Annotated in this window: 23 protein-coding genes; 6 read left to right on the top strand and 17 right to left on the bottom strand. The window is 63.4% G+C overall.

The genetic code is table 11. The features are described 5' to 3' along the window. Positions 1-175: 175 nt before the first annotated feature. The 3 genes from NZU74_10415 to NZU74_10405 form a co-directional block, all read right to left on the bottom strand. Positions 176-1,492, bottom strand: a complete 1,317-nt coding sequence (locus NZU74_10415) for a hemolysin family protein (protein MCS6881737.1) — start codon at positions 1,490-1,492, stop codon at positions 176-178. Between the two features lie 173 nt (positions 1,493-1,665). Beyond that, entirely contained in the window at positions 1,666-2,418 is a 753-nt protein-coding gene (gene tpiA, locus NZU74_10410) for a triose-phosphate isomerase (protein MCS6881736.1), read from the bottom strand. A 27-nt stretch (positions 2,419-2,445) separates the two neighbouring features. Beyond that, positions 2,446-3,081 carry a site-2 protease family protein gene (locus tag NZU74_10405; protein MCS6881735.1) on the bottom strand — a complete coding sequence of 212 codons (636 nt, stop codon included), beginning with the start codon at positions 3,079-3,081 and terminating at the stop codon, positions 2,446-2,448. A 422-nt stretch (positions 3,082-3,503) separates the two neighbouring features. Here NZU74_10405 and NZU74_10400 point away from each other — a divergent pair, with 422 nt between their 5' ends. Next, positions 3,504-4,061, top strand: a complete 558-nt coding sequence (locus NZU74_10400; GenBank protein MCS6881734.1) for a sigma-70 family RNA polymerase sigma factor — start codon at positions 3,504-3,506, stop codon at positions 4,059-4,061. A gap of 483 nt (positions 4,062-4,544) precedes the next feature. Here NZU74_10400 and NZU74_10395 read toward each other — a convergent pair whose 3' ends face one another. Next, positions 4,545-5,369, bottom strand: coding sequence for a hypothetical protein (locus NZU74_10395; GenBank protein ID MCS6881733.1), 825 nt, complete (start codon positions 5,367-5,369; stop codon positions 4,545-4,547). Positions 5,370-5,684: 315 nt separating this feature from the next. On the opposite strand from NZU74_10395, the gene NZU74_10390 reads away from it, so the two are divergent. After that, the gene (locus tag NZU74_10390; GenBank protein MCS6881732.1) at positions 5,685-6,242 is read left to right on the top strand and encodes a dTDP-4-dehydrorhamnose 3,5-epimerase family protein; all 558 of its coding nucleotides are present in this window, start codon (positions 5,685-5,687) and stop codon (positions 6,240-6,242) included. 22 nt (positions 6,243-6,264) lie between these two features. On the opposite strand, the gene NZU74_10385 is transcribed toward NZU74_10390, so the two are convergent. The 5 genes from NZU74_10385 to hisD all read right to left on the bottom strand — a co-directional run bounded on the left by NZU74_10385 (position 6,265) and on the right by hisD (position 11,055). Next, complete coding sequence (locus NZU74_10385; GenBank protein ID MCS6881731.1) at positions 6,265-6,648, bottom strand: YraN family protein; 384 nt, start codon at positions 6,646-6,648, stop codon at positions 6,265-6,267. Further along, positions 6,635-7,150 (bottom strand): HNH endonuclease, encoded by a 516-nt coding sequence (locus NZU74_10380; protein ID MCS6881730.1) that lies wholly within the window; start codon positions 7,148-7,150, stop codon positions 6,635-6,637. The genes NZU74_10385 and NZU74_10380 overlap by 14 nt, the downstream gene beginning before the upstream one ends. A 391-nt stretch (positions 7,151-7,541) precedes the next feature. Further along, complete coding sequence (locus NZU74_10375) at positions 7,542-9,224, bottom strand: fused MFS/spermidine synthase (GenBank protein MCS6881729.1); 1,683 nt, start codon at positions 9,222-9,224, stop codon at positions 7,542-7,544. 153 nt (positions 9,225-9,377) lie between these two features. After that, entirely contained in the window at positions 9,378-9,635 is a 258-nt protein-coding gene (locus NZU74_10370) for a YggT family protein (GenBank protein ID MCS6881728.1), read from the bottom strand. Positions 9,636-9,762: 127 nt separating this feature from the next. Continuing rightward, positions 9,763-11,055 (bottom strand): histidinol dehydrogenase, encoded by a 1,293-nt coding sequence (hisD, locus tag NZU74_10365; GenBank protein MCS6881727.1) that lies wholly within the window; start codon positions 11,053-11,055, stop codon positions 9,763-9,765. Between the two features lie 453 nt (positions 11,056-11,508). On the opposite strand from hisD, the gene NZU74_10360 reads away from it, so the two are divergent. Next, complete coding sequence (locus NZU74_10360; protein MCS6881726.1) at positions 11,509-12,468, top strand: hypothetical protein; 960 nt, start codon at positions 11,509-11,511, stop codon at positions 12,466-12,468. Between the two features lie 19 nt (positions 12,469-12,487). On the opposite strand, the gene NZU74_10355 is transcribed toward NZU74_10360, so the two are convergent. The 4 genes from NZU74_10355 to NZU74_10340 form a co-directional block, all read right to left on the bottom strand. Then, positions 12,488-13,648 (bottom strand): trypsin-like peptidase domain-containing protein, encoded by a 1,161-nt coding sequence (locus tag NZU74_10355; protein MCS6881725.1) that lies wholly within the window; start codon positions 13,646-13,648, stop codon positions 12,488-12,490. A gap of 499 nt (positions 13,649-14,147) precedes the next feature. Then, entirely contained in the window at positions 14,148-14,729 is a 582-nt protein-coding gene (locus NZU74_10350) for a DUF2085 domain-containing protein (protein MCS6881724.1), read from the bottom strand. Between the two features lie 15 nt (positions 14,730-14,744). Continuing rightward, positions 14,745-15,740 carry a phytoene/squalene synthase family protein gene (locus tag NZU74_10345; GenBank protein MCS6881723.1) on the bottom strand — a complete coding sequence of 332 codons (996 nt, stop codon included), beginning with the start codon at positions 15,738-15,740 and terminating at the stop codon, positions 14,745-14,747. A gap of 502 nt (positions 15,741-16,242) precedes the next feature. Further along, positions 16,243-17,190: a MerR family transcriptional regulator gene (locus tag NZU74_10340; GenBank protein MCS6881722.1), complete on the bottom strand. Its 948-nt coding sequence runs from the start codon at positions 17,188-17,190 to the stop codon at positions 16,243-16,245. A 375-nt stretch (positions 17,191-17,565) separates the two neighbouring features. Between NZU74_10340 and NZU74_10335 the strand changes: the two genes are divergently transcribed. Continuing rightward, positions 17,566-18,540 (top strand): GDP-mannose 4,6-dehydratase, encoded by a 975-nt coding sequence (locus NZU74_10335; protein ID MCS6881721.1) that lies wholly within the window; start codon positions 17,566-17,568, stop codon positions 18,538-18,540. A gap of 126 nt (positions 18,541-18,666) precedes the next feature. Continuing rightward, entirely contained in the window at positions 18,667-19,779 is a 1,113-nt protein-coding gene (locus NZU74_10330; protein MCS6881720.1) for an NDP-sugar synthase, read from the top strand. A gap of 221 nt (positions 19,780-20,000) precedes the next feature. Here NZU74_10330 and NZU74_10325 read toward each other — a convergent pair whose 3' ends face one another. Next, entirely contained in the window at positions 20,001-20,669 is a 669-nt protein-coding gene (locus NZU74_10325) for a CvpA family protein (GenBank protein ID MCS6881719.1), read from the bottom strand. A gap of 319 nt (positions 20,670-20,988) precedes the next feature. Here NZU74_10325 and gap point away from each other — a divergent pair, with 319 nt between their 5' ends. Next, a complete protein-coding gene (gene gap / locus NZU74_10320) occupies positions 20,989-22,014 on the top strand; it encodes a type I glyceraldehyde-3-phosphate dehydrogenase (GenBank protein MCS6881718.1) in 1,026 nt (341 codons plus the stop codon). A 145-nt stretch (positions 22,015-22,159) separates the two neighbouring features. Here gap and NZU74_10315 read toward each other — a convergent pair whose 3' ends face one another. The 3 genes from NZU74_10315 to NZU74_10305 all read right to left on the bottom strand — a co-directional run bounded on the left by NZU74_10315 (position 22,160) and on the right by NZU74_10305 (position 25,140). Beyond that, positions 22,160-22,411, bottom strand: a complete 252-nt coding sequence (locus tag NZU74_10315) for a hypothetical protein (protein ID MCS6881717.1) — start codon at positions 22,409-22,411, stop codon at positions 22,160-22,162. A 483-nt stretch (positions 22,412-22,894) separates the two neighbouring features. Beyond that, the gene (locus tag NZU74_10310) at positions 22,895-23,560 is read right to left on the bottom strand and encodes a sigma-70 family RNA polymerase sigma factor (protein MCS6881716.1); all 666 of its coding nucleotides are present in this window, start codon (positions 23,558-23,560) and stop codon (positions 22,895-22,897) included. Positions 23,561-24,198: 638 nt separating this feature from the next. Continuing rightward, on the bottom strand, positions 24,199-25,140 hold the full coding sequence (locus NZU74_10305; GenBank protein MCS6881715.1) for an anti-sigma factor: 942 nt from the start codon (positions 25,138-25,140) through the stop codon (positions 24,199-24,201). Between the last annotated feature and the right edge of the window lie 11 nt (positions 25,141-25,151).

Raw genomic sequence — 25,151 nt, 5'->3', positions numbered from 1 at the left:
TCGTCGGCATTACGTCTCGAGTGTCGCGTTTCGCCCCTGCGATAGCGCGTCTCCGGCTCTACAGTATATCATGTTCGTTGTTTGCTCCTCCGATGGCCGGGATGCATCGGCCGTAGCCGCGCGGTCTCAGACCGGCTCTGCGACCCTCGGCAGTAAATGGCAATATGGTTGCAAACTACTCAGAGTGCTGCGATTGCTGCTGCGACTCGGAGATCAGCACTTTATCCACCCGTAAGCCGTCCATATCTACCACTTCAAAACGCCACTTATCCCAGTGCACCACCTCGCCGGTGCCGGGTATCTTCCCCAGCAGACTGATCACAAAGCCGGCGAGGGTGTCGAAGCGGTAGGTCTCTTCCTCGGGCAGTTCCTCCACGTCGAGGAGCGCCTTGACCTCGTCGATGGCCAGCGAGCCTTCTACCAGCAGGGAACCATCCTCCCGGCGCACCACTGGCGGGGTTGTGGCTTCATCGAATTCATCGGCAATCTCGCCAACGATCTCTTCGAGCACATCCTCCAGCGTGACGACGCCTTCGATGCCGCCCAGTTCACCCACGACCAGGGCCATATGGCGACGACTCTTGCGGAAGGTGGCCAGCAGCGCAAAGGCGCGACTGTTCTCGGGCACATAGAGCGGCGGTGAGACCACGTCACGTACCCGCGCGCCCTCACCCTCGCGCCGGTAGAGCATCAGCAGATCCCGCACGTGGACCACGCCGACGATCTGGTCTGGCGAGCTCTGGTAGACCGGGAAGCGCGAATAGCCGCTTTCCAGCACCCGGTCGAGCACCTCGCCCAGGGTGGCATCGGCCTCGATCATCTCCACATCGCGCCGCGGGGTCATAATATGGCGCACGGCGCGGTCGCTGAATTTGAAGATGCTCTCGATGAATTCGCGTTCCTGAGGTTCGACCGTGCCTTCTTCGGCTCCCTCGCGCACCAGGGCGCGAATATCCTCTTCCGTCACCTGGGCCTCCGCCGTAGTGCCCAGCCCGATGATCCGCAGCACCAGTTGGGTGGAGGCCGAGAGCAGCGCCACGATCGGGCTGGTCAGGCGAGCGATCAGGATCATTGGTGGTGCTGCCAGCGTGGCGTACAACTCGGACTTGAGCAGCGCCACCCGTTTGGGCACCAGTTCGCCAAAAACCAGGGTCAGGTAGGTAATCAGCAGCACCACGCCGAAAAAGGCCACCTGATTGGCGTAGGCTCCGATCCAGGGCCACTCGCGGATCAGCGGAGCGATCTGTCCCGCGATGCGCACGCCACCGAAGGCGCCGGTCAGGATGCCAATCAACGTTATCCCGATCTGGACAGCCGAGAGGAACCGGTTGGGATCATCCTGGAGTTGCAGCGCGGCCCTGGCGCCCCGATTGCCGTGTTCCGCCTTTTGCTCGAGCCGGCCACGCTTCGCTCCCAGGATGGCGAGTTCCATGCCCGCGAAGACGCCGTTGGCGAAGATCAGCGCCAGAATGATCGCGATCTCGGATACCATGGTGTACCCAGCGCCGCGCGGCCAGGCCGCTGCGCTGAGAATGCTCCTTCCTTACAAGTGTTCTGTGGAAATAGGGCGATGCTAACGCGAACGGCGGGGAAACCCGCTTTCCCCGCGCCCCTGCCGGAGAGAGAGGTTGGGAGGGCCAGGCCCTCCCAATACCAACAGGCCTGCTACCGGTAGTGCACAATCCGCAGGAAGCTCTCGGCCTTGAGCGAGGCCCCGCCAACCAGCGCGCCATCAATATCCGGTTGAGCCATGAGGTCGTCAATGTTGTCAGGTTTGACGCTGCCGCCATACTGGATGCGCACCATCTGGGCGACGGCGTCCCCGTACAACTCGGCGAGGATGCGACGAATCGCCAGGTGCATCGCCTGGGCGTCGGCGGGCGTGGCGGTGTCGCCGGTGCCGATGGCCCAGATCGGCTCATAGGCAATCACGACATCGGCCATCTGCTCGGCGCTGACCCCCTCGAGCGCGGCCCGCACCTGCGCCGTCACGATTGGCTCGGCTTCGCCCGCATCGCGCTGCGGCTTGCTCTCCCCCACGCAGACGATGGGGCGCAGGCCAGCGGCGCGGGCGGCGTGCAGCTTGCGATTGACGCTGGCGTCGCTTTCGCCGAAGTACTGCCGCCGTTCGCTGTGACCAATGATCACGTATTTGCATCCCACGTCTACCAGCATGCCAGGAGCAATTTCGCCGGTGTAGGCCCCTTCCTGTTCGTGGTGCACATTCTGCGCCCCCAGGGCCACGCCGGTGCCTACCAGCAGCGGGCGCACGGCATAGAGCGCTGTAAAGGGCGGACACACCACCACCTCGCGGTCGTTGCCCACGTTGAGCCCGCCGAGCAGCGCCTTCACCAGTTCGACGGCCTCACCCACGGTCTTGTACATCTTCCAGTTTCCGGCGATGATTGGCGTCCGCATGGTCGCACCCTCCTAGCTGCCCAAGGATTACACCCGTATCACGAAGGTCAACAGCAAGCCGATGGCCACAGTCACCCCGAAGACCCGCCAGTCCCAGGCCAGCACCTTGGCCCCGTCGAAGGGGCCCGCGGGGATCATATTGAACAGGCCAATCCAGGCGTTGATGGAATACCCGATTCGCAGAACCATTCCAAGGGGCAGCCCCAGCACCACGACTCCCGGCGGGACGAGCCATAACGCTGCCACCAGAAAGAGCACAGCCAGCGCCAGGTTGCTCGCGGGGCCGGCCAGCGCAATCAGGCCGCTCTGACGAGGCGTGAGGTAGCCCTGATGCCACACCGCTCCGGGCGCGGCGATAAAGACCCGCAGAAACGCCAGAGCGATGGAGATCAGCAACCAGGGATCGTTGGCTACGAAATGCGCCGTCGCGCCGAAGCGCCGCGCTACCATCCGGTGCGCCAGTTCGTGCACCACAAAGCCAATCCCGCAGGTTGCCGCCGCGGCCAGCAGAACCGGCCAGAAGGCCCGATTGAGCACCTGCCCCCCCATGAGATAGATAGCAAAGGCCAGGGAGGTGCCGCTCCAGGCCTTCAACAACTCAAGCGGCTCGTTCTTGCCTCGTAGACCGATGTCATCGGCCGGAGGGGTGAAAATATTTCGCACGCGTGCCCTTCTTCCTCTCCAGATGCCTGCTCATGCTGATCACCTTGCATTGTAGCATATCGCAGCACGCAGACGCGCGCGGCGCGTCACTCGGGGCACGGCTGAGGCGAAGGCTTTGCGTCAAACCCTGAATGTCCCGCGGGAAGGCTATGCTCCCCACACCCCGCCGCGCGAGGCGGACGCTGCACCGGCTCCGGGCCGATGAGCTTTAAGTTGTTATGCCGTTTCCTGGCGCTCAGAATGCTTGCGGATCATCCCCTGGTCTCGTCAGGACGCTATTTACGGCCATCGAAAATCCAAAATCTGCCATCCGAAATGGCATGAGCCTTGTCACTGAAAGGTTACACCACAGTTACTCCATCGCAGGCGCGATCACGCTATACTCCCGCTGTACGCTGTGGCATAGTATTCAGGAGGCCATCGTGACCGCGCCATTGCTCCACAACGACCTGATCCGTCGCGCCCGGGCCGCCGATCCTGAAGCCCTCGGCGCCATTTACGAGCACTACGGCCCGGCTATCTATCGCTACATTTATTTTCGGGTAGGTGACACAGAACTCGCCCGTGACCTGCACAGCGAGGTGTTCGTGCGCGTCCTGGAGGGTATTGATCGCTACGAGGATCGCGGCTGGTCAATCAGCGCCTGGCTCTACCGCATTGCCTATGCGCGCACGATTGACGCGCTGCGGCGGAAGGAGCGCCATGTGCAGGTCGATCTGGAGCCGGCCGATCTTGCTACTGATGGGCCGGACACGGAGCTGGACGAGCAACTCAACCGCGCCGCTCTGCGGCGCGCCTTTCCGCGCCTGTGTCCTGCGCAGCGCCGGGTGCTCATGCTGCGCTACATCTACGGATTAAGCCTCGACGAGACGGCGCGACAGATGGGCCGCAGTGTCGGGGCGATTAAGGCGCTGCAGCACCGGGCCATCGAGAACCTGCGCCGTCTGGTGCTGGAGGATCTGGGAGAGGCCAGACGATAAGGCGCCAGGCGCATGTCGAATTACTCAAGAAAATACGGGTAAATTCAGGTACATCAGCGGAGCGCACCCTGAGCGTGACCTAAGGGTGCGTTCCGCTGCCCGCCATTCGACCGGCTCAAGGCGCGGACGGCGCACGATGCCGGATCGAATGCGTAAGAATCATCAATCCGCGCCAGCCGTTGGGAAAGGGAGGCATGTGCGAGGCTTTACCCCTTCTCAGGTGTAGGGTTTTCCGGCATATGCTCGCGTCGCATGCGCCATCCGGGGCATTGGGACGCCAACCCCCCCTCTCCTGCGCGCGGGAGAGGGGGGCGGGGGGGTGAGGATCGTAAGCGCATGGGAATGCCGAAAACCCCTTCTCCCTCGAAAAACCCTACCCCTGAGGAGGCTTTACCCCCCATCCTCCTTGCTGAGAGCGTCTATCATAAAGCGGGCGCAAAAAGAGCTCTACTCGCCCATACTCGCATTCGCGTTCATCAAGCGTCAGCGTTCCTTCAACACACTCACCAGGTCATCCAGCGAGAGCGCCGAGAGGCGCCGGGGAGGCGCCTTGGCCGTGCCGCACAGCAGCAGGCGCCGGCTCGGATGGAGGTACCAGTCGGCGTCACTATCAATCCGCTTGAGCGTGTGGTACACTGGCTTAAGATCCACGCTCGAACGACGTTGCGCCGCGACGCCCATGTAGCCCTGCCGGTCGCGGTAGGCGTAGAGCACCGCGCCGTGGCTGTAAGCCAGACGACTCGAGCCGCCATCGTCGCTCTGCATAGCGATCCCCAGCCCCCAGCGCGTCTGGAACTCTAGCCGCCGCTTGAAGGCCTGTTCCAGGCGCACCTGACGCAGTTCATGCTCATACCAGGCATCAAGGTTCGGCAGCATCGCCTGGGCTACATGGTGCGGCCGGTTGGGGAACAACGCATTGTAACCGGCGATCAGATCATTGATGTTGAAGAACACCGGCTGCCGTTCCGAGAACGTCTCGGCATGGTCAATGCGCGTTACCTGCGCTACCAGGCGTCGCAGAGCCTCATCGTCCGGCGCGAGCGCGCGGCGCACGAGTTCGGCGGCGCTCAAGCTCGGATCGGCGCTGTGGTGATGATCGAAACGCCCGCCCCCCGTATCCACATGGACAATCAGCGGATCGGCGTCAGCGTCAGCGTCATTCAAGGTGCGCCCGGCGGGAACAAATGCAAGTTCCGCATTAGCGGCGCCTCCGAAACGAACCAGAATCCAGATCGCCGCCAGGCAGTCCAGATCGGGCGCCAGGTGGCCAACAATAATCTGTGGAGTGACCAAGGAACGTCCGCTCACATTCTAGGCGCCTCTCCGAACGTCCCGCCCTCTTGCGGTTCCCGTAGATCGGGCAGGGAAATCGGAACGGCACAATCAGGCCTGCGAGAGTGATCCTGGTGGATTGGGCCGGAGGGGGCGCAGAAGGGTGCGGACCTCCTCGCAACAATCCATCCGTGCATACGCAACCTGTCAAGTCACCAGGTACAAATAATCTTTGAGACTTCAAGTATAACAGACAGGCGCCCTTATAGTCAATGAAATGTCATTTTCAGCATGGTATACTGCCCATCAGCACGGATCGCCCGGTCTCGCTGACTCAGGAGAGTTTGCCTCATGACCATTATTGAACGCGCAGGACCTGCCCACGCCCGAGAGGTGACGGTGGAATGGTTGCGGAGCATTCCCTACGTTATCCAGTCGCCGTATCGCCCGCCTACGATTGCCGGAGTGATTGTCAAGGATCTGACGGTGCATCTCGATGGCCGCGGAGATGTTATTGAACTCTGGAGCCGCCCCTGGATGGACAGCGACGGTCTGCTGATGCCGGCGCACGTCTATCAGAGCGCTACCGATTATGGCGTTACGAAGTGCTGGCACCTGCACAACGACCATACCGACCAGTTCACCGTGACGCGCGGCAAATTGCAGGTCACCCTGGTGGATATTCGACCTGATTCGCCCACCTTCGGCCATGTGAACCCGATCTTCCTTGGCAGCCAGAAGCCCCGCCTGATCAAGATTCCGCCGATGATTATGCACGGCTGGAAGGCTCTCTCACAACCTGAGGTGATTGTGATCAATTTGCAATCTCACGTTTATGACCCTGCCGACGAGTTTAAGCTGCCCTGGGATTGCGTGCTGACCGAGGTATGGGAGCCGCGCAACGGGTGAGACGCCCTCTCTGAGAAACGCTCTAGGACCCAATTTCTACAGCATGCTCAATGTGCTCCAGCCGGGCGATGCGCCCGGCGCGGTCCACTTCAACGGCAATCACGTCAATCCGCCAGGCGCGGTCGGCGCTGCCCTCGTGCTCGGCGAGATAGGCATAGGCGAGTTGAACGAGGCGCCGCGCTTTATGCGCGTTCACACTGGTTTCGGGTGGCACAGGCGTTGCGCCGCCCGCCCGTCGCGTGCGCACTTCCACGAAAATGACCTGGTCGCCGTCGGTGGCAACCAGGTCAATTTCTCCCGCGGAGCAGCGCCAGTTTCGCGCGACGAGGGCGAAACCGTTGCGTTGCAGGTACGCTGCAGCAGCCGCTTCGCCGAAGCGGCCCAGCCTGGCCTTAGCCGAAGGCATACTTGCGCCAGACATCGTGGCGTTCGATCTCGCCCAGCAGGGCGAAGGCGACATACTGCGGCTGCCGCGGGGTGGTTAGCAGCACCATATTCGCCTGTTCAGGCGTGCGCCCGCCTTTGCGATGGTTGCAGTCGCGGCAGGCCGTTACCACATTGTCCCACGTGGTTGTGCCGCCCTGAGAGCGGGGGATCACGTGATCCATCGTCAGATTGGCCCGCCCGGGCTGCGCCCCGCAGTACTGGCAGGTTTCACGGTCGCGTGCGAAGACGCCTCGCCGCGAGCAGGGCAATTTCATGCGACGTGGAATGCGGATATAGCGCACAAGGCGAATAACAAGGGGTACGTCGAAGCTAATTGAGCGGGCGCGGAGTTGCTGCGTGGCGGCCTCGACCAACTCCGCCTTTTCCTGAAGCAGCAGGATGAGAGCGCGCCGAACCGAGATCAGTTGCAGCGGCTCGTAGCTGGCGTTGAGAACGAGTACTCGTTGTCCCAAGGCACCCACCCCCTTAAGAACCGTTGTACATCTACAAGGGCTCTTCGCGCGGGGGTAAGGGTGTCCCCCGGCTAGAGCGCCAGGCTCCTGGCCCGGCTGGCGGAGGAGACCGCACGGATGGCTCGCAACACAACACTGCCTCCCATCCCGCCGCAGCGGTCGTCGAAGCCGGCGGGAGTGAGGATTGACAATGCCTGATCAGGGGCATTGTCGCAACCGGGTTGATGTGTTCGGTGCCGCGCGTGGGCCATGCTGCGCCAGTGTCCTGCAACGCCGCTCCGGTGAGTTCCGAAGCGCTCGCCGATGGTAGTGTCAATATAACAGTAACATAGATGGGCGCAGCTTGTCAATTTGTAATTGTTCACCGTTCGTCTTGCTCACGTTGAGGTGTGATGCCCGTTCAGCGCGTCTGTCGGCGAGCGGCTTCGCTCAGGATGAGGTCGTCAATCAGACGTTCGATAGGGGCCCGGTCGTCGGTGAAGGGCGCGTAGCGAGCTTCAGCCGGCATAAAGGGCCGCACCGGTCCGAAGCGCCCTTCGTTGAGGGCCCAGTACATCACCAGTTGCAGAGCGCGGTAGCGTGGCTCGTCTTCTGCCAGGGTCGCCATAACGGCCGCGTTTTCGATGAAATGCGTCGCGCCATCCCCCACCGGCGCGTTCATGCCCACCAGCAGGGCGTTCGAGAAGCGCGTGTCAATCACATACACCTCCGGGAAGACCGCCAGCATTGTCGAGGCCAGGGCGTTGACCAGACGGTCATCGCCGCTGGAGGGTCGCCCGGCGTTGACCACGGCCACCCCCCGCGGCGTGAGATGCGCCCGCACGTCGCGGAAAAACTCCACCGTAGCCAGATGAAACGGCACGTAGGGCTGCTGGTAGGCGTCCATCCCGATCACGTCATAGCGCCGGGGAGCGGCGGCCAGCCAGGCGCGGGCATCCTGAGCATAGGTTGTGTAGCGCGGATACGCCGGGTCGAGATCCTCCATGTCGAAGTATCGCCGGCCCATCTCGATGATCGCCGGGTCAATCTCTACCGCGTCTATCAGCGTCTCCGGCCCATAAATGGCGAGGAACTGCTTGGGAACGCTGCCCGCCGCCGAGCCGAGCACGGCCAGGCTCTGCACCTCGGCGGGGCGCATCGCCGGGTAGAGGTAGGGCGCCACGGCGAAATAATCCCATGGCCCGCCATCGGTCAACAGATCGAGCGGGTCGCCGGTCTCGCGATACTTAAGGCGGTAGACCGAATGGATGGCCTGCCCTTCGTTCAGGATTAACACCCGCCGCCGGTCAACCGCGCCCGATGTATAACTGATCGTTTGCTCGGCCACCTGAATGTAGTTGTGGCTCGATTCGCGTTCGGCAATCAGCGTGCAGCCACGGCAGTCGGCCGTCTTGATAGTCGAGACCAGCGTGGAGTGGACGAGCGCCAGCCCGGCCACGCCGGCGAGCATGAGCAGGGCGCGCCAGTCGCGCAGCCCGATGGCGCCAAGCGCCGCCAGGAAGCCGGCGAAGAGGAAGATCGTCGCCCTGGTGCCGATCAGGGGGATCAACACCAGCACGGTGAGAAAGGTGCCGACAATCGAGCCGATAGTGGAGAGGGCCGAAATCGTGCCCGCGGCTCGCCCTGCCTCGGCCACGCCCTGCCGGGCCTGGTGCAACTGCAAACGCACGGCAAATGGCCCCACCGTGGCCATCAGGATCACCGGGGCGGCGAAGAGCAGGATCACTCCGGCCAGCGCGCCCAGAAAGCCGCCCGCGGCCACGCCCCGCAGCGAGGACTGGGCCAGTTGCAGGAACGGGCGCGCCACCAGGGGCACCAGCGCCGTGAGCAGCCCGGCCCAGGCGATCAGCCAGAAGAGCAGCCGACGCTCCGGTCGCCGGTCAGCCAGTTGCCCGCCGAGCCAGTACCCTGCGGCCAGATAGACCAGGGTCATGCCGATCACCACTGCCCAGATCGGCTGCGAGGTTCCGAAGTAGGGCGCCAGCAGGCGCGGCATCACCATTTCTACGCCCAGGGTGCCGACCCCGGCGAGAAAGACGACGCTCAACAGAAAGCTGTCGGTGCGTGGAGGCGAATTGGTCATGATCGTTGCCGCGGCATTCCCTGCGCTTCAATCGGACAGGAGCGGCGGGGAAGGCGGGCAGGCCCGGACGGAGGACGGGCGCCAGCGCTCCCGTCCTGGAGGGGGGCGCGGCCCCTCCGAGCCTCGCCTGAAACGAAAAGCGTCGTCATACTCCTAACGAATCGCGTTTATGATCAATCCCTGGAGCAACTGGATCAGCAGGATCGCCACCAGCGGCGAGAGGTCAATCATTCCGATGGTAGGAATCACGCTGCGGATGGGCGCCAGGATTGGCTCGGTAATATCACGGAGGATCTGCGTCACCCGCAGGTTGCCCAGCGGATCGATCCACGAGACCAGCACCCGCCCGAGGATGGCAAACAGGAGCGCTTGAAACAGCAGGCTGATAAACGTTTCGAGAAAGCCCGACATACGTCAAAACCTTTCTGGTGAGAGCCCGGAATCGGAAGCTGACACGGTGACAATCAATGAACAAAGCCAGTTGGAGGGGCGCGGGGAACTCCGGGTTCCCCATCCCCCTGCCCGCCGGGTAAGGTGGCTACACGTGATTATCCAGACGGGCCTGCACGGCGGCGGCGTGGGCGAAGAGGCCCTCGGCCTCGGCGATCCGGCGCGCCGCCGGTCCGATCCGGGCAAGGGCGATGTCGTTGACCGCAATGAGCGAGATCACTTTGCGAAAGTCATCAACGTTCACTGGCGAGGCGTAGCGCGCCGTGCCCTCCGTCGGCATGATGTGCGAGGGGCCGGCGCAGTAGTCGCCCAGCACCTCGAAGGACTGCTCTCCGAGAAACACGCCGCCGGCATTGCGCACCTTGCCGACGCAGGCCCACGGGTCGGTCAGCAGCAGGCAGAGGTGTTCGGGGCCATAGGCATTGGCCAGGTCGAAGGCCGTGTCCAGATCGGGGGTGAGCACGATTGCGCCGCGCCGCTTGACGGCCTCGGCAGCGGCGCGGGCGTTCGCCGCCGGCAGGGCCTCGAGTTGCCGGCTGACCTCGGCCTGCACGGCCCGCGCCAGTTCCGGCGAATCGGTCAGCAGGATGGCGCTGGCGTCGAGATGCTCGGCCTGGGCGAGGAGATCCGCGGCCACATAGCGTGGATTGGCCGCAGCGTCAGCGATGACCAGAGTCTCGGTTGGCCCGGGCAGGCTCTCGATGCCTACTGCGCCGAAGACGAGGCGCTTAGCCTGGATTACGTAGCGATTGCCCGGCCCGACGATTTTGTCCACCCGCGGCACACTTTCGGTGCCATATGCCAGCGCGGCGATGGCCTGCGCGCCCCCTACGGCGAAGACCCGATCCACCCCGGCAATCCAGGCGGCGGCGAGCACCACCTCGGCTGGTTCGCCGCTTTCGCCTCGGGGCGGCGAGCAGACCACAATCTCGCTGACTCCGGCGACGCGCGCCGGCACGGCGGCGTGGATCAGCGACGAGGGCAACGGGGCCGCGCCGCCCGGCACGTACACGCCTACCCGTTGCAGCGGAACCACGAGTTGGCCTCGTGCTCCTTCGACGCTGAAATCAATCCAGGTGTTGCGCGTCTGACGCTCGTGAAAGCGGCGGATCTCGGCCACGGCCAGGCTCAGGGCCTCGCGCAGATCGGCGGGGAGCGCCTCAGCCGCCGCGCGCCAGCGCTCGCGGGGCACTTCCAGCATCGCCGGGGCCACGCCGTCAAAGCGCTCGCTGCATGCCCGCAGGGCCATATCGCCGCCAGAGCGCACCTCAGCGATAATCGCCGCCACTGCCGCGGTGGTCGCGGCATCTTCATCCAGGGGACGGCGGAGCAGCACGGTGGCGCGGGCCACCGCCAGGTCGGCGATGATCGGGATGGCCATAGTCGCTCCCTTTCGCTCAGTCGCGCACGGCACTTCCCTATTATACCCCGAAGGCGTGAAGATTACGCAGCAGGGTAAGGGCCCCGGCTGGGCCGATGCGATGTCTGCCACCAACAGCGGGTTTGGGCGCGGTTGCGCGGCCAGCAGGCCTCTCCCGCAGCCGTTACATCAGCCTTGAGGGTCCGCGAGAGCTGCGCCGGCCCGCCAGAGTCCCGGTTCACTCCCGTGGTGCAGGCGTGGTACGGATCGTCGCGCTTAATTAGCGCTGAATCCGCGCCACAGCGCGGATTCGTGGCGATCAACGCTTGACAGTCTGCATGCTATCGCGTATGATGAACCAGACAGAGTGTAAATCATAAAACACAGGTGCGTACGCGCGCATCCTGTATCCGCTTGCGCTTTTTCCCTTCTGAGGTCGCCGGGATTCGCTTTACGCACGCATATGGAGTAGCTATGGACCAGCTACGAGGACGACGGGCAGGGGCGCTGATGCTGCTGGTGGCGGCGATGCTGCTCGCTGCGCTGCCATCCGGCAACGCCCGGGCCCAGGGGAAGGTCTACTTCCCGCAGACGGGCCATTTTCTCGGCGGGGCCTTTCGCTCGTTCTGGGAGCGGAATGGAGGCGTCGAGATTTTCGGCTATCCGGTGTCTCCGGAGTTTGTGCAGAACCGTGATGGCCGGGTGGCCCAGTACTTTGAACGCGCCCGTTTCGAACTTGATGTGGTGAATAATCAGGCCGTGATCAGTCTGGGCCTGGTCGGACGCGAGTTTACGGCGGCCCGCGGGTTCGGCTTCCCGCCGGTTGCGCCCGTGCGCGCTCCGGGTGTGCGCTTCTTCCCCGAAACCGGCCATACCTTGCGTGGCGAGTTCCGCAATTTCTGGGAACGCCGCGGCGGCCTGCGCATCTTCGGCTATCCAATCTCCGAGGAGTTTGTCCAGCAACTCGATGATGGGCGCAACTACCTCGTCCAGTATTTCGAACGCGCGCGCTTTGAACTCGTTGGCAACCGGGTGCGGCTCGGCCTTCTCGGCAGCGCGCTGGCGCCCTGCCAGTTGCGGCCAGGCTTCCCTCCCAACGCCCCGCCGCCCGGACCGGTTCCTGAGGGGAGTTCCGAAGCCTGCTTCCTTATCCCGGGTTTTGCGGCGCGCGTCTTTCCTGAAGCCAGCGCGCCCGGCACGACCCTCGGCTTCGAGGCTCGCGGCTACGCGGGCGGCGAGGAAGTGGCCATGTGGATCAACCTGGCTGCTGGTGGAGCGCGCGCCGTTCCCTATCGCGCCATCGCCGACCCCGATGGCGTGGTGCTGGTCGGTTTCCGCACCCTGGCTACCGATCCGCCCGGCAACTATAGCATTGTCGGTCAGGGCCTCCGCAGTGGCCGCGTGACCGTAGCCGCTTTCCGGCTCGTCCGGTGACGGACGCGCCGGGGCGGTGCTACGGGCGCGCTTCGAGCACCAGGGGAATGTCCGTCGGCGTCTGGTCGCCATCGCGGAGCACGCTCAGGGTGATCGTGTCGCCGACGCGATAGTCCAGGTCCAGCAAACTGATCAACTGATCGCCGTCGGCTATCGGGTGACCGTCGAGACCCAGGACGATGTCGCCGCCGACCCGCAGGGGCACGCCGTTGAGCGTCACCTCACGCGAGCCGCCCCGCAGCCCTGCCCGCGCGGCAGGGCTGTTTGCCTGCACGTCGGTGATCAACACGCCTCGCGCCACCGGCAACCCCAGGCGCTCGGCGGTCAGCGCGTCGAGCGAGAACATCCGGATGCCCATCCAGGGATGTTCGTAGCGTCCCTCGCGGATCAACGCCGGAACAACCCTGAGCAAGGTGCTCGCGGGTACGGCGTAACCTACGCCTTCGAAGGACCCGCCGCCCTGGCTCACAGCAATCGCCGTGTTGACGCCGATCACCTCGCCGCGCGTGTTGAGCAGCGGCCCTCCGGAGTTGCCGGGGTTGATGGCTGCGTCGGTCTGGATAATGTTGGGGATGCTGAAGCTCCCAAAGGTCCGCGTCGGGCCGCGCAGGGTGCGGCCCAGACCGCTGACGACGCCAACCGTGAGCGTGTTTTGCTCGCCGAAGGGGCTGCCAATCGCTACCGCTGTTTGTCCTACCTCGACCTGGCGTGAGTCGCCGATCGGCAATGGCGCAACGCCAGGGGGCAGGGCGCGCACCTTGAGCACGGCCAGGTCGCTGTCCGGGTCGCTGCCCACCAGATCCGCCAGCGCCGTCGTACCGTCGTACCAGCGCACCTGGAAGCGCTCGGCGCCGCTGACCACGTGATGGTTCGTTACAATGTGGCCCTGATCATCGTAGAGAAAGCCTGAACCCTGCCCGCGCGAGCGTTCGGGCAACCCCGGTACAACCGGATGGTTTTCGGGCAGCGGCGCTCCAAACACGTCAATGCTCACCACCGCAGGATTGGCGCGGCGGTATAACTCGACCAGCAGGCGTTCCTGGTCGGCCAGGGCCGCGCTAACTGCCGGTTCCAGGGTTGGCTGTGGCGCGATGGTCGGCAAGGGCGCACTGGTCGGACGAGGGGCGGCGACGGGTGTGGCAGTGGCAGCCTCGCCTGCGGCTCCGGATAGGGGCGCCATGCTTTGCGCCGTTGGTTCCGCCTGCCGCCCAAAGGGCCATGGGGGCGGACTGCAGGCCACGAGTGCCAGCCCAAGCAATAGCGGCAAGAGGAGCTTTAACATACGATGACCATTCCAGCAGTTCGCTGCCCAGATGCTGCGCCCGCTGCGACCGTTCCGGTCGCCGGGGTGCTGAGGCCCGGCCGCCAACCGCGTTACTGCGCACGGCTACAGAAATATCATACCGCAACGCGCTGCGGCGTGCGGCGTATCCTGGTTTAGAGTTGCGTGAGATCAGGGCTTCTTAGCGGGGCGATCAGGGCGCCTGCTGTTCGTATGGCCGGAGTGGAACGATGTGAGAGGGCTGATGCGATTTGGAAATGCCGTCTATGGTGATCCGATGAGACCTGGCGATAACGTGCATCAGTCGATTCGGCCGAATGAATGTGATAGCCTCATTACAACCTGCACAAGGCCGCAATGAACACACCGGCGACGATCTGTGGGCTATCGGCTATGCTCAACCCTCGCGCATTGCCGTAGCAACGGGGATCGGGTCCTGGCGTTCGGCGACGGGCCAGAGACCCGGCCAGATCGAGCAGAAGAACAACCCGGCGAAAAAGCCGGCCTGCGCGCCGTTGAGCAAGAGCAGCCAGAGAGGCGCGTACCATGCGCCACGGTAGTGACCAACAATCTCCAGCGGCCAGAGCAGGAACGGAGCGGCGCAGAGGGTCAGGCGCGCCCACCAGGGCAGGGCGCGGAGGCTCTCCAGCAGCCTCAGCGCCCCTCCAGACCGCGCTGCGCTCCGCCGGTCCACCAGCAGGCGCGCGGCCCAGAGGCCGATGGTCGCGCCCCAGCAGCGCGCGCATACGGCCATTGGCAACCCGAAGAGCAGGTATGAGCGTTCCGGCGTCGGGCAGATGAACGTGGCCAGCACATCGCGGGCAAGTTGTCCGCTCTCTGCCGCCAGGGGCAGACCGGAGGCGCGGAAGAGGGGCGAAAGAACAGGCCCCAGAAACAGAATCCACAGCAGAGTGTCGAAAACCCATGTCGGCCAGCGGCGCGGCGCGTGCGGAACATGGTGGAGAACGCTGGTGGTCATAGGCTTCTTCAATCCTCATCCGAGACAATGCACATCCCACCAGATGCGGGGCAGGCGCGCCACCTTTTCGCGCAGCTTCAGGTGCGCCCGGCGCGTGTAGGCATCGTAGTCATTGGCTTCAAGCTTGTCAAGGATGCCGCAGTAGATCCGCGCGGCGGCCCCGATGGCCAGACGGCTCTGGGGAGGGAGCAGCGCGATCCCTGGCCAGCTCTCGGCATAGAGGCGTCGGGTGCGTTGGACCTCAAAGCGCATCAGCGCACGAAAACGCTCATCGTACACTTCGGCCAGGATATCCTCCGCCGTCAGACCAAAGCGCGCCAGATCCTCCTCGGGGAGGTAGACGCGCCCGCGCCGAGCATCTTCGCCCACATCCCGCAGAATATTGGTGAGTTGCAGGGCCACGCCTAGCTTGATCGCATACGGCTCGGCGCCAGGAACGTAGCCGGTTATGCCCATCACCAGCAGGCCCACGACCGAAGCGACGCGGTAGCAGTAGAGCCAGAGATCGGCGAAGTTTGCGTAGCGTGAAATGGTCAGATCCATGGCCACGCCGGCGAGCAATTCGTCAACCAGGGCCGCCGAGAGATTGTAACGGGAGCGTGTGTCAGACCAGGCCAGCAGCACCGGGTCGTGGAGGGCAGGGCGAGGGGCGCGCGCCTGTTGCACCCAGGCGGCCAGGGCGCGGGCGGGGTCGTCAACGGCCATATCCACCGTGTCGTCGGTGGCCCGGCAGAAGGCGTACAGTGCGCGCACGGCGCGCCGCACATCTGGAGCGAGGAACTGTGAACTGAAGTAGAAGCTCTTCGAGTGGCGGCGAATGATACGCTCGCACTCGGCATACGCCTCGGCAAGGGAGTGGGGCGGGCGGGGTGGGCGCTCCTCGCTGCCCGCGTATGGCGGAGTGTCGGTCAGGTGAAAGAGCAACGCCAGTTGCTCTTCGGCCGGCAGCGGCTGGGAGATCAGCTTTCCGGAGGCGCCAAGCGCCAGTGAGGAACCAGGATTCAGCGACACACGGCTTCTCCTTCGTCTCAGCTCCCGGGCATCAACCAGGGTGCGGCAGGCCAGCGCGCCAGGCTAGGGACCGATGCGCTCACGCGATGCGGTTGACCATTCCCAGGTGTGCCGCGTGGTCGAGCGCCGGTCCGGTGGTTGTGAAAGAAATCCCTTCCCTTTCATAATACGTGAATTGAGGGATTGAGGCAACTATGGGCTGTGCAAGACCCGTGCAGCGTAGTGCGAGCATTCTGAAGCCAGAAAAACGCCCGGATACCTGGCGGATCCGGGCGTTCATAGCCAGTGACGTTGCTCAATGCACAAGGAATCTGTGCTTATGAAATGTAATTATTTGTGCCTCAATGAAAATAGCGGCTTCCGTCCGGGCTGACGAAGGCGCTGCCTGAGCGGGGCCCGGGGCAGGCGAGGCCCCCTCAAGATCATTGCGTTGGCGTGCGGAGAAGCCGTGCAGACGTGAAACGCAAGAACCTCACAGGGGTAACCTGTGAGGTTCTGACATCTACCGATTCGTACCGAGGATCTCGGCGACATTGTCTACGGCTTCGAGGGCGTCGTGACCAAGGAAGGTGCCGGGCATTTTCTGGGTCAGCACCGGGTTGAGGTTAAAGGCCCGCCCCCCATAGGCGAAATGAGGCGTCGGAGGGGGGAGAGAGAGAATGGCGCGACCGGCTTCGAGGAGCTGGGTGGCCGTCTCGGTGGTTGAGGCCGACATTGCCACCATATCGGGCTGCAATTTGCGCACGCTTTCGAGCAGGTCACGCAGGGGCACCTCAGGACCGAGATAGATCACCTGCCAGCCCCGGCGTACAAGGAAGACTGCAAGCATCAGCGCGCCGAGATCGTGTTGCTCGCTGGGAGCGCAGGCCACCAGCACCAGGCCCCGGCCGTCGGTGATGTTATAGGTGTTGAACAATCCTGACAGCTTGCGGCGAACGAACTGGGTCGCGAAGTGTTCAGCCGTAACGGTGATTTTCCCCGCGTGCCACTGTTCGCCGATCTCCACCATCACTGGCTGTACGAGCTTCAGAAAGACATCTTCGACTGGATAGAGGGCGAAAGCCTCACCCAGGATCTGCTCGGCGCGGGTCGCGTCATAGTCCGTAAGGGCGGCGACCAGACGGCTGTTCAGGCGCTCCCAGGTATGGGGTTCGGTATCAACCGCGGTGTTGAGCCAGGAGAGATTCGACTCGTTGCCATCGTTCATGAGAGCGATGGCCTGACTGATCGTTAGCCCTTCGGCGGTGCGGTCGCGCAGCCAGCGGATGGTGGCGATGTCGCGCTCGGAGTACAGGCGATGCCCGCCATCGGTGCGCTGGGGACGCGGAATGCCATAGCGTCGCTCCCAGGCCCGAAACGTGTCTGCAGGAACGCCGGTCTCCTGCGCCACCGCTTTGGTGTTATAGCGCGGCTTGTCCGAGAATTGGAAGAGAAAGTGTTGTTGTGCCATAGCCGACCGCCTTTCACGTGGCACACTGCCTCGTGAACAGAGGCACATATTGTAGCACGCACGTGCAAGATTGGTGCGTGGAAGCGCGTATTTTCTGCAATTACATTGTATCACGCTGCACAAAACCCGTCAATGAAATGCACAATAAACATTGGCGGATAGGGCTTGCACGTACCGAACACCGTTGCACCGCAGAGGGCGCAGAGGGGTGCACAGGGTGCACGAAGCGCATCCTTCAGGCTTCTCTGCGTACTCTGCGGTAACTCTGAACACGTACACATCGGCTTCTGGCTACCCGTATCGAGGTCCAGCAGACCGGCGCCGTTCGTGCCGCCGGGACTTGCGACATCGGCAAGATCGGCTATAGTACAGGCTATGCGCGCGCTCATCACCGGCATCAATGGTTTCGTCGGCGGGCATCTGGCTGATCACCTGCTCAGTGAGGGCCGCTACGAGGTGTGGGGCCTGGCCCGCGCCCCGGAGCGGGCGCCCGCGGGTCTGTCGGGGCGTATCGGGCTGGTCTACGCCGACCTCAACGACGCGGAAGCAACCGCGCGGGCGCTCCTGGCGGTGCGCCCGGCGCTGATCTTTCACCTTGCCGGGCAACCCTTCGTCCCCGAATCCTTTCGCGATCCAGCCGGCACACTTATCACCAACGTCCTGGGGACGCTCCACCTGTTCTTGCCCATTATCGAGCACCGTCTGTCGGTGCGAGTGCTGGTAGTGGGCACCAACGAAGAGTACGGCGCCATTACGCCCGACGATCTGCCGATAGATGAAGACACCCCGCTGCGGCCCGCCAATCCCTACGGGGTAAGCAAGGCGGCTCAGAGCCTGCTGGCGCAGCAGTACGCCATGAGTCACGGTCTTGACGTCGTCTGCGTGCGTCCGTTCACCCACATTGGACCTCGCCAGAATGAGCGCTTTGTTACGGCCGCGTTTGCCCGGCAGATCGCCCGCATCGAGTTCGGCCTGCAACCGCCGGTGATGCAGGTCGGCAACCTCAGCGCCCAGCGTGATTTCACCGATGTGCGCGATATGGTGCGCGCCTATGCCCTCGTCGCCGAGCGCGGCGAACGGGGCGTCGTCTACAACGCCGGCTCAGGGCGGGCGGTGACGGTCCGCGACCTGCTCGACGTATTGCTGCAGGCCAGCACCGCCAGGATTGAAGTGCAGGTCAGTCCCGACTTGATGCGCCCGATTGATATTCCCGTGGTCATATGCGATCCGCGGCGCATCCAGGCGCGCACCGGCTGGACGCCCCGCATCCCCTTGCAGCAAACGTTACACGATATTCTGGCTTACTGGCGCGAAACCGTGCAGCGTGACCTTGCTCAACCTGCAAGATAACAATACTGTCATCACCCGTCTTCCGCCCGTTCAACGCCCCGCAGGGGTCGAGGCGTAAGATGAGGTCGCCTGTGTCGCGCATGCGGCTGTGAGGTAAACCCGTTTCGTGCTATCGAGGTGTCTTGTATGAAAGCTGTGATCCTGGTTGGAGGTCTTGGAACGCGGTTGCGTCCGTTGACCTGTAATACGCCCAAGCCGATGATCCCTCTGGTCAACCAGCCCTTCATTGAGTGGATGTTGTTGCGGCTCCGTGACCAGGGCATCAGCGAGGTGATCCTGGCGGTGCAATACCTTGCCAATCGCTTTCGCGAGAGTCTCGGCGATGGCTCGCGCCTGGAGATGAAGCTCCATATCGTAGAAGAGACCGAACCGCTCGGCACCGCAGGCGCCGTGAAGAACGTCGAACACATGCTCGATGGTTCTACGTTCGTCTTTAACGGCGACGTGATGACCGATCTCGACCTCCGGGCCATGCTCGCTTTTCATCGCGAGAAGCAAAGCAAGGTGACTATCTCGCTCACGCCGGTGGAGGATCCGACCCAGTTCGGTCTGGTCGAGATGGATCGGCAGAACCGTGTGCAGCGCTTCCTGGAAAAGCCCGGTCCTGAGGATATTACCACCGACCTGATCAACGCTGGCACCTATATTATCGAGCCGGAAGTGTTTCGCTACGTGCCGCCCAGGCAGTTCTACATGTTCGAGCGCGGCCTCTTCCCGGTCATGCTCCAGACCGGCGACCCGATGTACGGCTTCCCGTCCCGCGCCTACTGGACGGATATCGGCAAGCCCCAGACGTATATTGACGTCCATCACGATATTCTGATCGGCAAGGTGGCCTATAGCTTCCGTGGCCGGCAGATCGCCGATCGAGTGTGGCTGGAGGGGGATGCCGAGATCCACCCGAGCGCCCAGGTGGTCGGTCCGGTGGTGATCGGGCCAGGGACGGTGATCAAGCGCGGCGCGCGGATCATCGGCCCCACGGTGATCGGCGCGCGCTGTATGATCGGCCCGGATTGCACCATCGAAGGCGCCGTGCTGTGGGATGACAATGTGCTCGAGGAAGGCGTGGTCTTACGAAACTGTGTGCTTGGCAGGAAGAACGTCATTGGCGAACGCTCGCATATTACCGAGGGGGCCATCGTGAGCGATGACTGCAGTCTGGGCGCCGAGAATCGCCTGGAGCGCGGCGTTCGTATCTGGCCGAACACGCAACTGGGCGACCGCGCGATTTCGTTCTGAGCATTGCCCTACCGTCTGTTCCTGGCCGGGCCGGGTCCCGGGCGGCCTTCTTGCCTGCTCCTCGCGCCCGGCTGCCAATCGTTTCGATAGCGTTCGCAGCTACCGCACCTGTTCGTGCCGCAGAGAGGGCGGAGGGCGCAAACAGCTTTAACAGGCTCATCCTCTGTTCCTCTGCGTGCTCTGCGGTAAATCCAAACACGTATCCTTGCCGCGGGCGGTGCTTACTTCTTGCCCAATGCCTGATCCATGGTCGCTTCGCCTGAACTGCGCTCCGGTTCGCGAGGCGGGGGCGCGCCGGCAGTGGCAGACGACGCGGCTGGCTGCGCGGTTGAGGCAGCGGGCGCAGTGGCCGCTGTCCGCCGGGCGCGCACGAAGCGGGCGCCTCCACGGATCAGCACGATCGCGCCGGTGGTGGCGACAAGCGCCAGGATAAACCATGGCAACCACAACAACAGCACCTGGGCCAGCGGCGATGTCGCCACGAGGTCGGCCACGTCGCCGTTGACCCGGGCCATATCAGCATAGCGCAGCAGATAGCTGGCGATCAAGGCTCCGTTCAGTGCGCCCAGCAAGCCGCCGACGATCCGGTCAAGGATTTGCCTGGATCGGCTCTGCGCCGGGGCCCGGGGCAGCAGGGCGCTCCCACCGTAGCCGATGATCGCCACCGTCAGCAGAAACACAGCCGCAATGAGCAGGAAGGTCGGCAGTGCCGGCAATTCGGGTCGTAGCGTTTCACGGATCCAGGCTGCCAGGGGCCGGTTCCATAGATCGATCAGCACGGCGCCAAGCAGGGTTCCGGCAATAGCTGCCAATCCCGCGCGTGTGCCGCGCGCCAAGCCGATAAGACCGAGCACCCCTATGCCCACACCCAGGCTGACTGTCAAAAACATCTCCGTCTCTCCTGTCGCGACCCGGCCGCGACCCTGATGGCCGTCGCGTCCTCCCGGCGAGAGGTTCTCGCTCCCCCGGCGAAAGAACCGCAGCCGTTGCACAGATTGTAGCACACGGGCCCATGTCGGCTCGATAGCCGGCGTCAGGGCGCTGCGCTGTGCGCCTGCACCGGCGCTGCCCGGCAAACGTGCTATAATGCGACCGCGCCTATCGCCAGCGTTGTCCGGCCCGCCCGCCGCCCGATGTGCGCCTGGCGCCCCTGGCCCGGTAGTTCGATGGTGGAGCGTGGGGGCCAACGTGCTAGGGAAGGAGACCGTTATGGTACGTGTCGCGATTAATGGCTTTGGCCGGATCGGTCGGCAGAGCTTTAAGGCGATGCTCGAGTATCACCCTGACGAGTTTGAGATTGTCGCAATTAATGATCTCACCGACAATGAGACCCTCGCTCACCTCCTGCGCTACGACTCGACCTACGGTCTCTTCGATGGAGAGGTGACGGTAACGGAAGACAAGCTCATTGTTGATTACGATGATAATCACTACGAGATTGCGGCCCTCGCCGAACGCGATCCCGCGCAGCTTCCCTGGGCCGATATGGGCGTGGATATCGTCATCGAGTCGACCGGCCGCTTCACCGATGCCGAGAAGGCTCGCGCCCACCTGCAGGCCGGGGCGAAGAAGGTGCTGATTACTGCGCCGGCCAGGGGTGAAGATCTCACTATCTGTCTTGGCGTCAATGAGTCGAGCTACGACCATGCCCGTCACCACATTATCTCCAACGCCTCTTGCACGACCAACTGCCTGGCTCCCGTAGCCAAGGTGCTCAACGATCGCTTCGGCATTCAGCGCGGCCTGATGACCACCATCCATTCCTACACCATGGACCAGAACCTGCAGGACAATGTCCATAAGGATCTGCGCCGCGCCCGCGCCGCCGCGATGAACATTGTGCCGACCACCACCGGAGCGGCGAAAGCTGTGGCCCTGGTGATCCCTGAACTGAAAGGCAAGTTCCACGGCTACGCCATCCGCGTCCCGACGCCGACCGTCTCGGTGGTGGACTTTGCCGTGCTCCTCAACCGCCCCACGACGGTGGAGGAAATCAACCAGGCCTTCATCGAAGCGAGCGAGAGTGAGGAACTGGAGGGGATTCTGGGGGTCAGCGAGGCCGAACTGGTGAGTAGCGACTTCATTGGCACCACCTATAGTTCCGTGGTGGATCTGCCGCTAACTCACAGCATGGGCGATGATTTCTTCAAGATTATCGCCTGGTACGATAATGAGTGGGGCTACTCGGTGCGCGTAGCTGACCTGACTGCCTACCTGGCCGACCACTTCGACTAGGCGCGCATGCTCCTGCGCCGCTGCACCCTGCATTGACAGGACGAACGAGGGTCTGGAAGGGTGAAGCTCTTCCAGACCCTCGTTCTTTATTGCCCCTGTAGTCACCTCAGCAACGACAGGCGGGGCATGGCCGGGGGTTCGACGATCAGAGGTTGGGCGCCAGCATACGTCCTCGGCGACCGACAGCTTGCGCCAGGGGTGGTCCTTCCTGAAGCAGTTTCACCTCCGCCGCGCAGTGCGGGCAGATCGCCAGATGGTGCGTCACCGCCGCCGCCGCATACGGATCCAGCAAGCCGTGGCAGTAATCCACCAGCACTTCTGTCTGCAGGCAGTGGAGCCGATAGAGCCGGCGCAACAGATACGCCTGAAGCGCCCGTAGATGCATGACTCGTGCCATACAGACCGGGCAGTCCTGGAGGTGTGCCAGGGTCGCCTCGTCCGCCTCGCCATCGGCCGCTGCGATCAATGCGCTGCCACTCAGAGACGGTGGGCACGTGCATCGTTGTTTCCACTCCTCGTCATTGGTCATACCCCGCACTCCTGGACTCGCGGTCGGTTGCCAAACCCGTCTGTACTGTATGAAACGCGGTTTCAAACGGTTTTTACACAATTTTATCATGTGTAGTATAGCGTATTTCACACCCCGCCCTGGCGACACGACCAGAGACCACCAGGAGCGCGGTTCGACCAGGCCCTTACGTAACAATGCGTCGTCTGACCACGGGAACGAAAAGGGCCGGGCCTGGGAAAGGGCAATCTTCGCAGGCCCGGAGGCGGGTGCGCTATCTCCTGGCAATCAGGCGCCCTCGCTTCGCGTGAAGCGAGGGCGCTCCGGTGAAACAGCCAGTGCAGTTCCAGGCTTTGTTCAAAGACCGGCAAGCTAACCGGCGATCAACTGGCGCAACTGCTGATTGCGGCTCAGACGGCCCAGGACGTTGCGTTTGACGTTGTAGACTTCGTTGACTGTCGCGAATAGATCGGGGTGTCGCGCCTGAATTGCGCGCGGGGTCAGGCCGAGGACAAAGGAGCCATACACGACCACGCGTTCGGTTTCGCTATGGAGCTGGGTGTCAATGAAGCGCCAGAACTCCTCGCGATCCAGGCGGTGCATAGCCTCTTCATCGGGCGACGTGCCGGGGTTGCGTTCGGGGGTGAGCGTCTCTTCGAGAAGGGTTCCCGACCAGGAATTGGCCCGCACATTGTCGATAACCACGCTGGTGGCGCACAACTGCAGGTATTGCAACAGTGAAGCTAGCGTAGGGAAGGCGGCGAACCGTTCCGGGGAGATAGCGCGCCAGAACTTGGCGAAGGCGCCAACAACGAAGTACTCGCAGCTTTCACTGCTGCTGGAGAATGCCGCGCAGCGGCGAATCCAACCCTCGACCAGACCGCTGTAGTGCTGGTAGAGGTGCTCCCAGGCGGCTTCATCGCGTTCGACCAGCGCCCGCCGGAAGAGTTCATAGCTGAAGCGGGTATCGTGTTCCTGGCCGCGATAGAAGCGCTCGCTTTCGGTGGCGCAGTGCTGCATTAATGTCGGCAGATCCATGGTCGCCAATGCGGCAGCGTCCAGTTCGGTCGCCAGACCGCGATCTGCGCGCGGATATGCGCAATGACTGGGCAATGGGCCCAGAGTGTTGCGAGGGAGTAGGTCGATCGGCTGGGTGATCATAGCCTCCTCAACTCTCTTGCTGCGCGTGATGCCGGCGGCTTGTCGGGAAAGCTGCAGCGCAGGCGGATTGTGAGCTCCACCGTTCTATGGCCTTGATTGTAGGATGTCGCTTGGAGCGTGAGAAGGGCGCTGGATGATCGGAGGATGACAAACGCGTACGATTGAGGATGGTAGGAGGAGTTTCAACGCCTATGCGGTCGAGGCCGAGGCGTCGGACGCTCGATGCGAGGGGGGATCAGCAGGGTGCGCCGGCAGTGCGCCGGTGATCCCGGCATAAGGATAGAACGGCGTGCCGCCGAGTTTTGGGGCAAGCGGCAAGCATACGATTGAGGGGACAGCCAGAAGTTCCTGGCCCGGAGCAGGGGACGCAAGTGGCCCCACGCGCTGCCTTTGCCTTCCTCCGGAAGCACGCCTGTAGCGATTCTCGAACAGGTTAATGCGCACTGATGGCGGCGCTCGCGCAGCGAGCCACGTGGCTCAGTGGCCTCAGGGGATCAAGCATTCCCGTCAGTGCTCTAGAGGGCGCCTTCAAGGATCACATTCTGGCTCGGAGTAGCGCTGCCCCCGGATGGCTCGATGGTGATCATCACTTCGCGAAAGGCATTCACTTCACGCGGGGCCTCGACGACAACGTAGCCAATGCCTGTTGGATCGACGACGAACGTCTCGCCTGCCACCTGGCCCGTCTCATCGGCAAACCAGAACTGGTAAACCTGTCCTGGCGCCAGGGGCGGCAGGCCGCTAAAGATGACCACTGCGCTGGAGTGGCCGGGATACATATACATCTCTCCCTGGGCGGCAACGCCGGAACGGACGGAGCGCAACTGGCGCGTAGCCACTCCGGGCGCGCTGATGAAGGAGATGACATAATCGTCGCGCGCCAGGTCGGCGCCGAGGCGGGCGATACGCTCTTCACCGGCCTCCAGGCGGGTTGCAAGGACCTTGAGTTGCTCCTGACCGGCGGCGAGTTGGGCGGCAAGTTGCTCCTGGCGGGCCTCGGTCTCGGCGAGGGTTTGTTGCATACGCTTCACACCGGCGACCAGTTCGCGATTGGTCTGCTCAAGACGGGCGATGCTGGAACTGAGGGACAGGGTCGCGAGGCTAAGAGCAACCACCAGGGCGGTAAGCACGGCGACGAGGCCGGGCATAAGCCAGCGCATGCGTCGGCGTGGCGAGGTCGCTGGCGGCGCAGCAGCGCGGCTGGCGTCGCCCTCGGCTCTGGCCGCGGAGATGCGGGCGAACAGGCGCTCACGCACGCGGGCCGGGGGAGTAACCGGCGTCGCTGCATAGGGCAGCAGGGCGACAACCTGGCGTAACTGACGCAACTCCTCCTGGAGTTCGGGCGAACGCTCAAGCAGAGCCTCAAGTTGCAGGCGATCCTCAAGATCGAGGGCGCCGAGAGCATACGCGCCAATCTGGCTCGCAGGGGAGGATGGATCGTGATCGTGAGCGTTCATTACCAGTCCAG

This window comes from Chloroflexaceae bacterium (assembly GCA_025057155.1).
Taxonomy (GTDB): Bacteria; Chloroflexota; Chloroflexia; order Chloroflexales; family Chloroflexaceae; genus JACAEO01.
The sequence above is the reverse complement of the archived record's forward strand: the minus strand, read 5'-3'. Positions and strand labels throughout refer to the sequence as shown.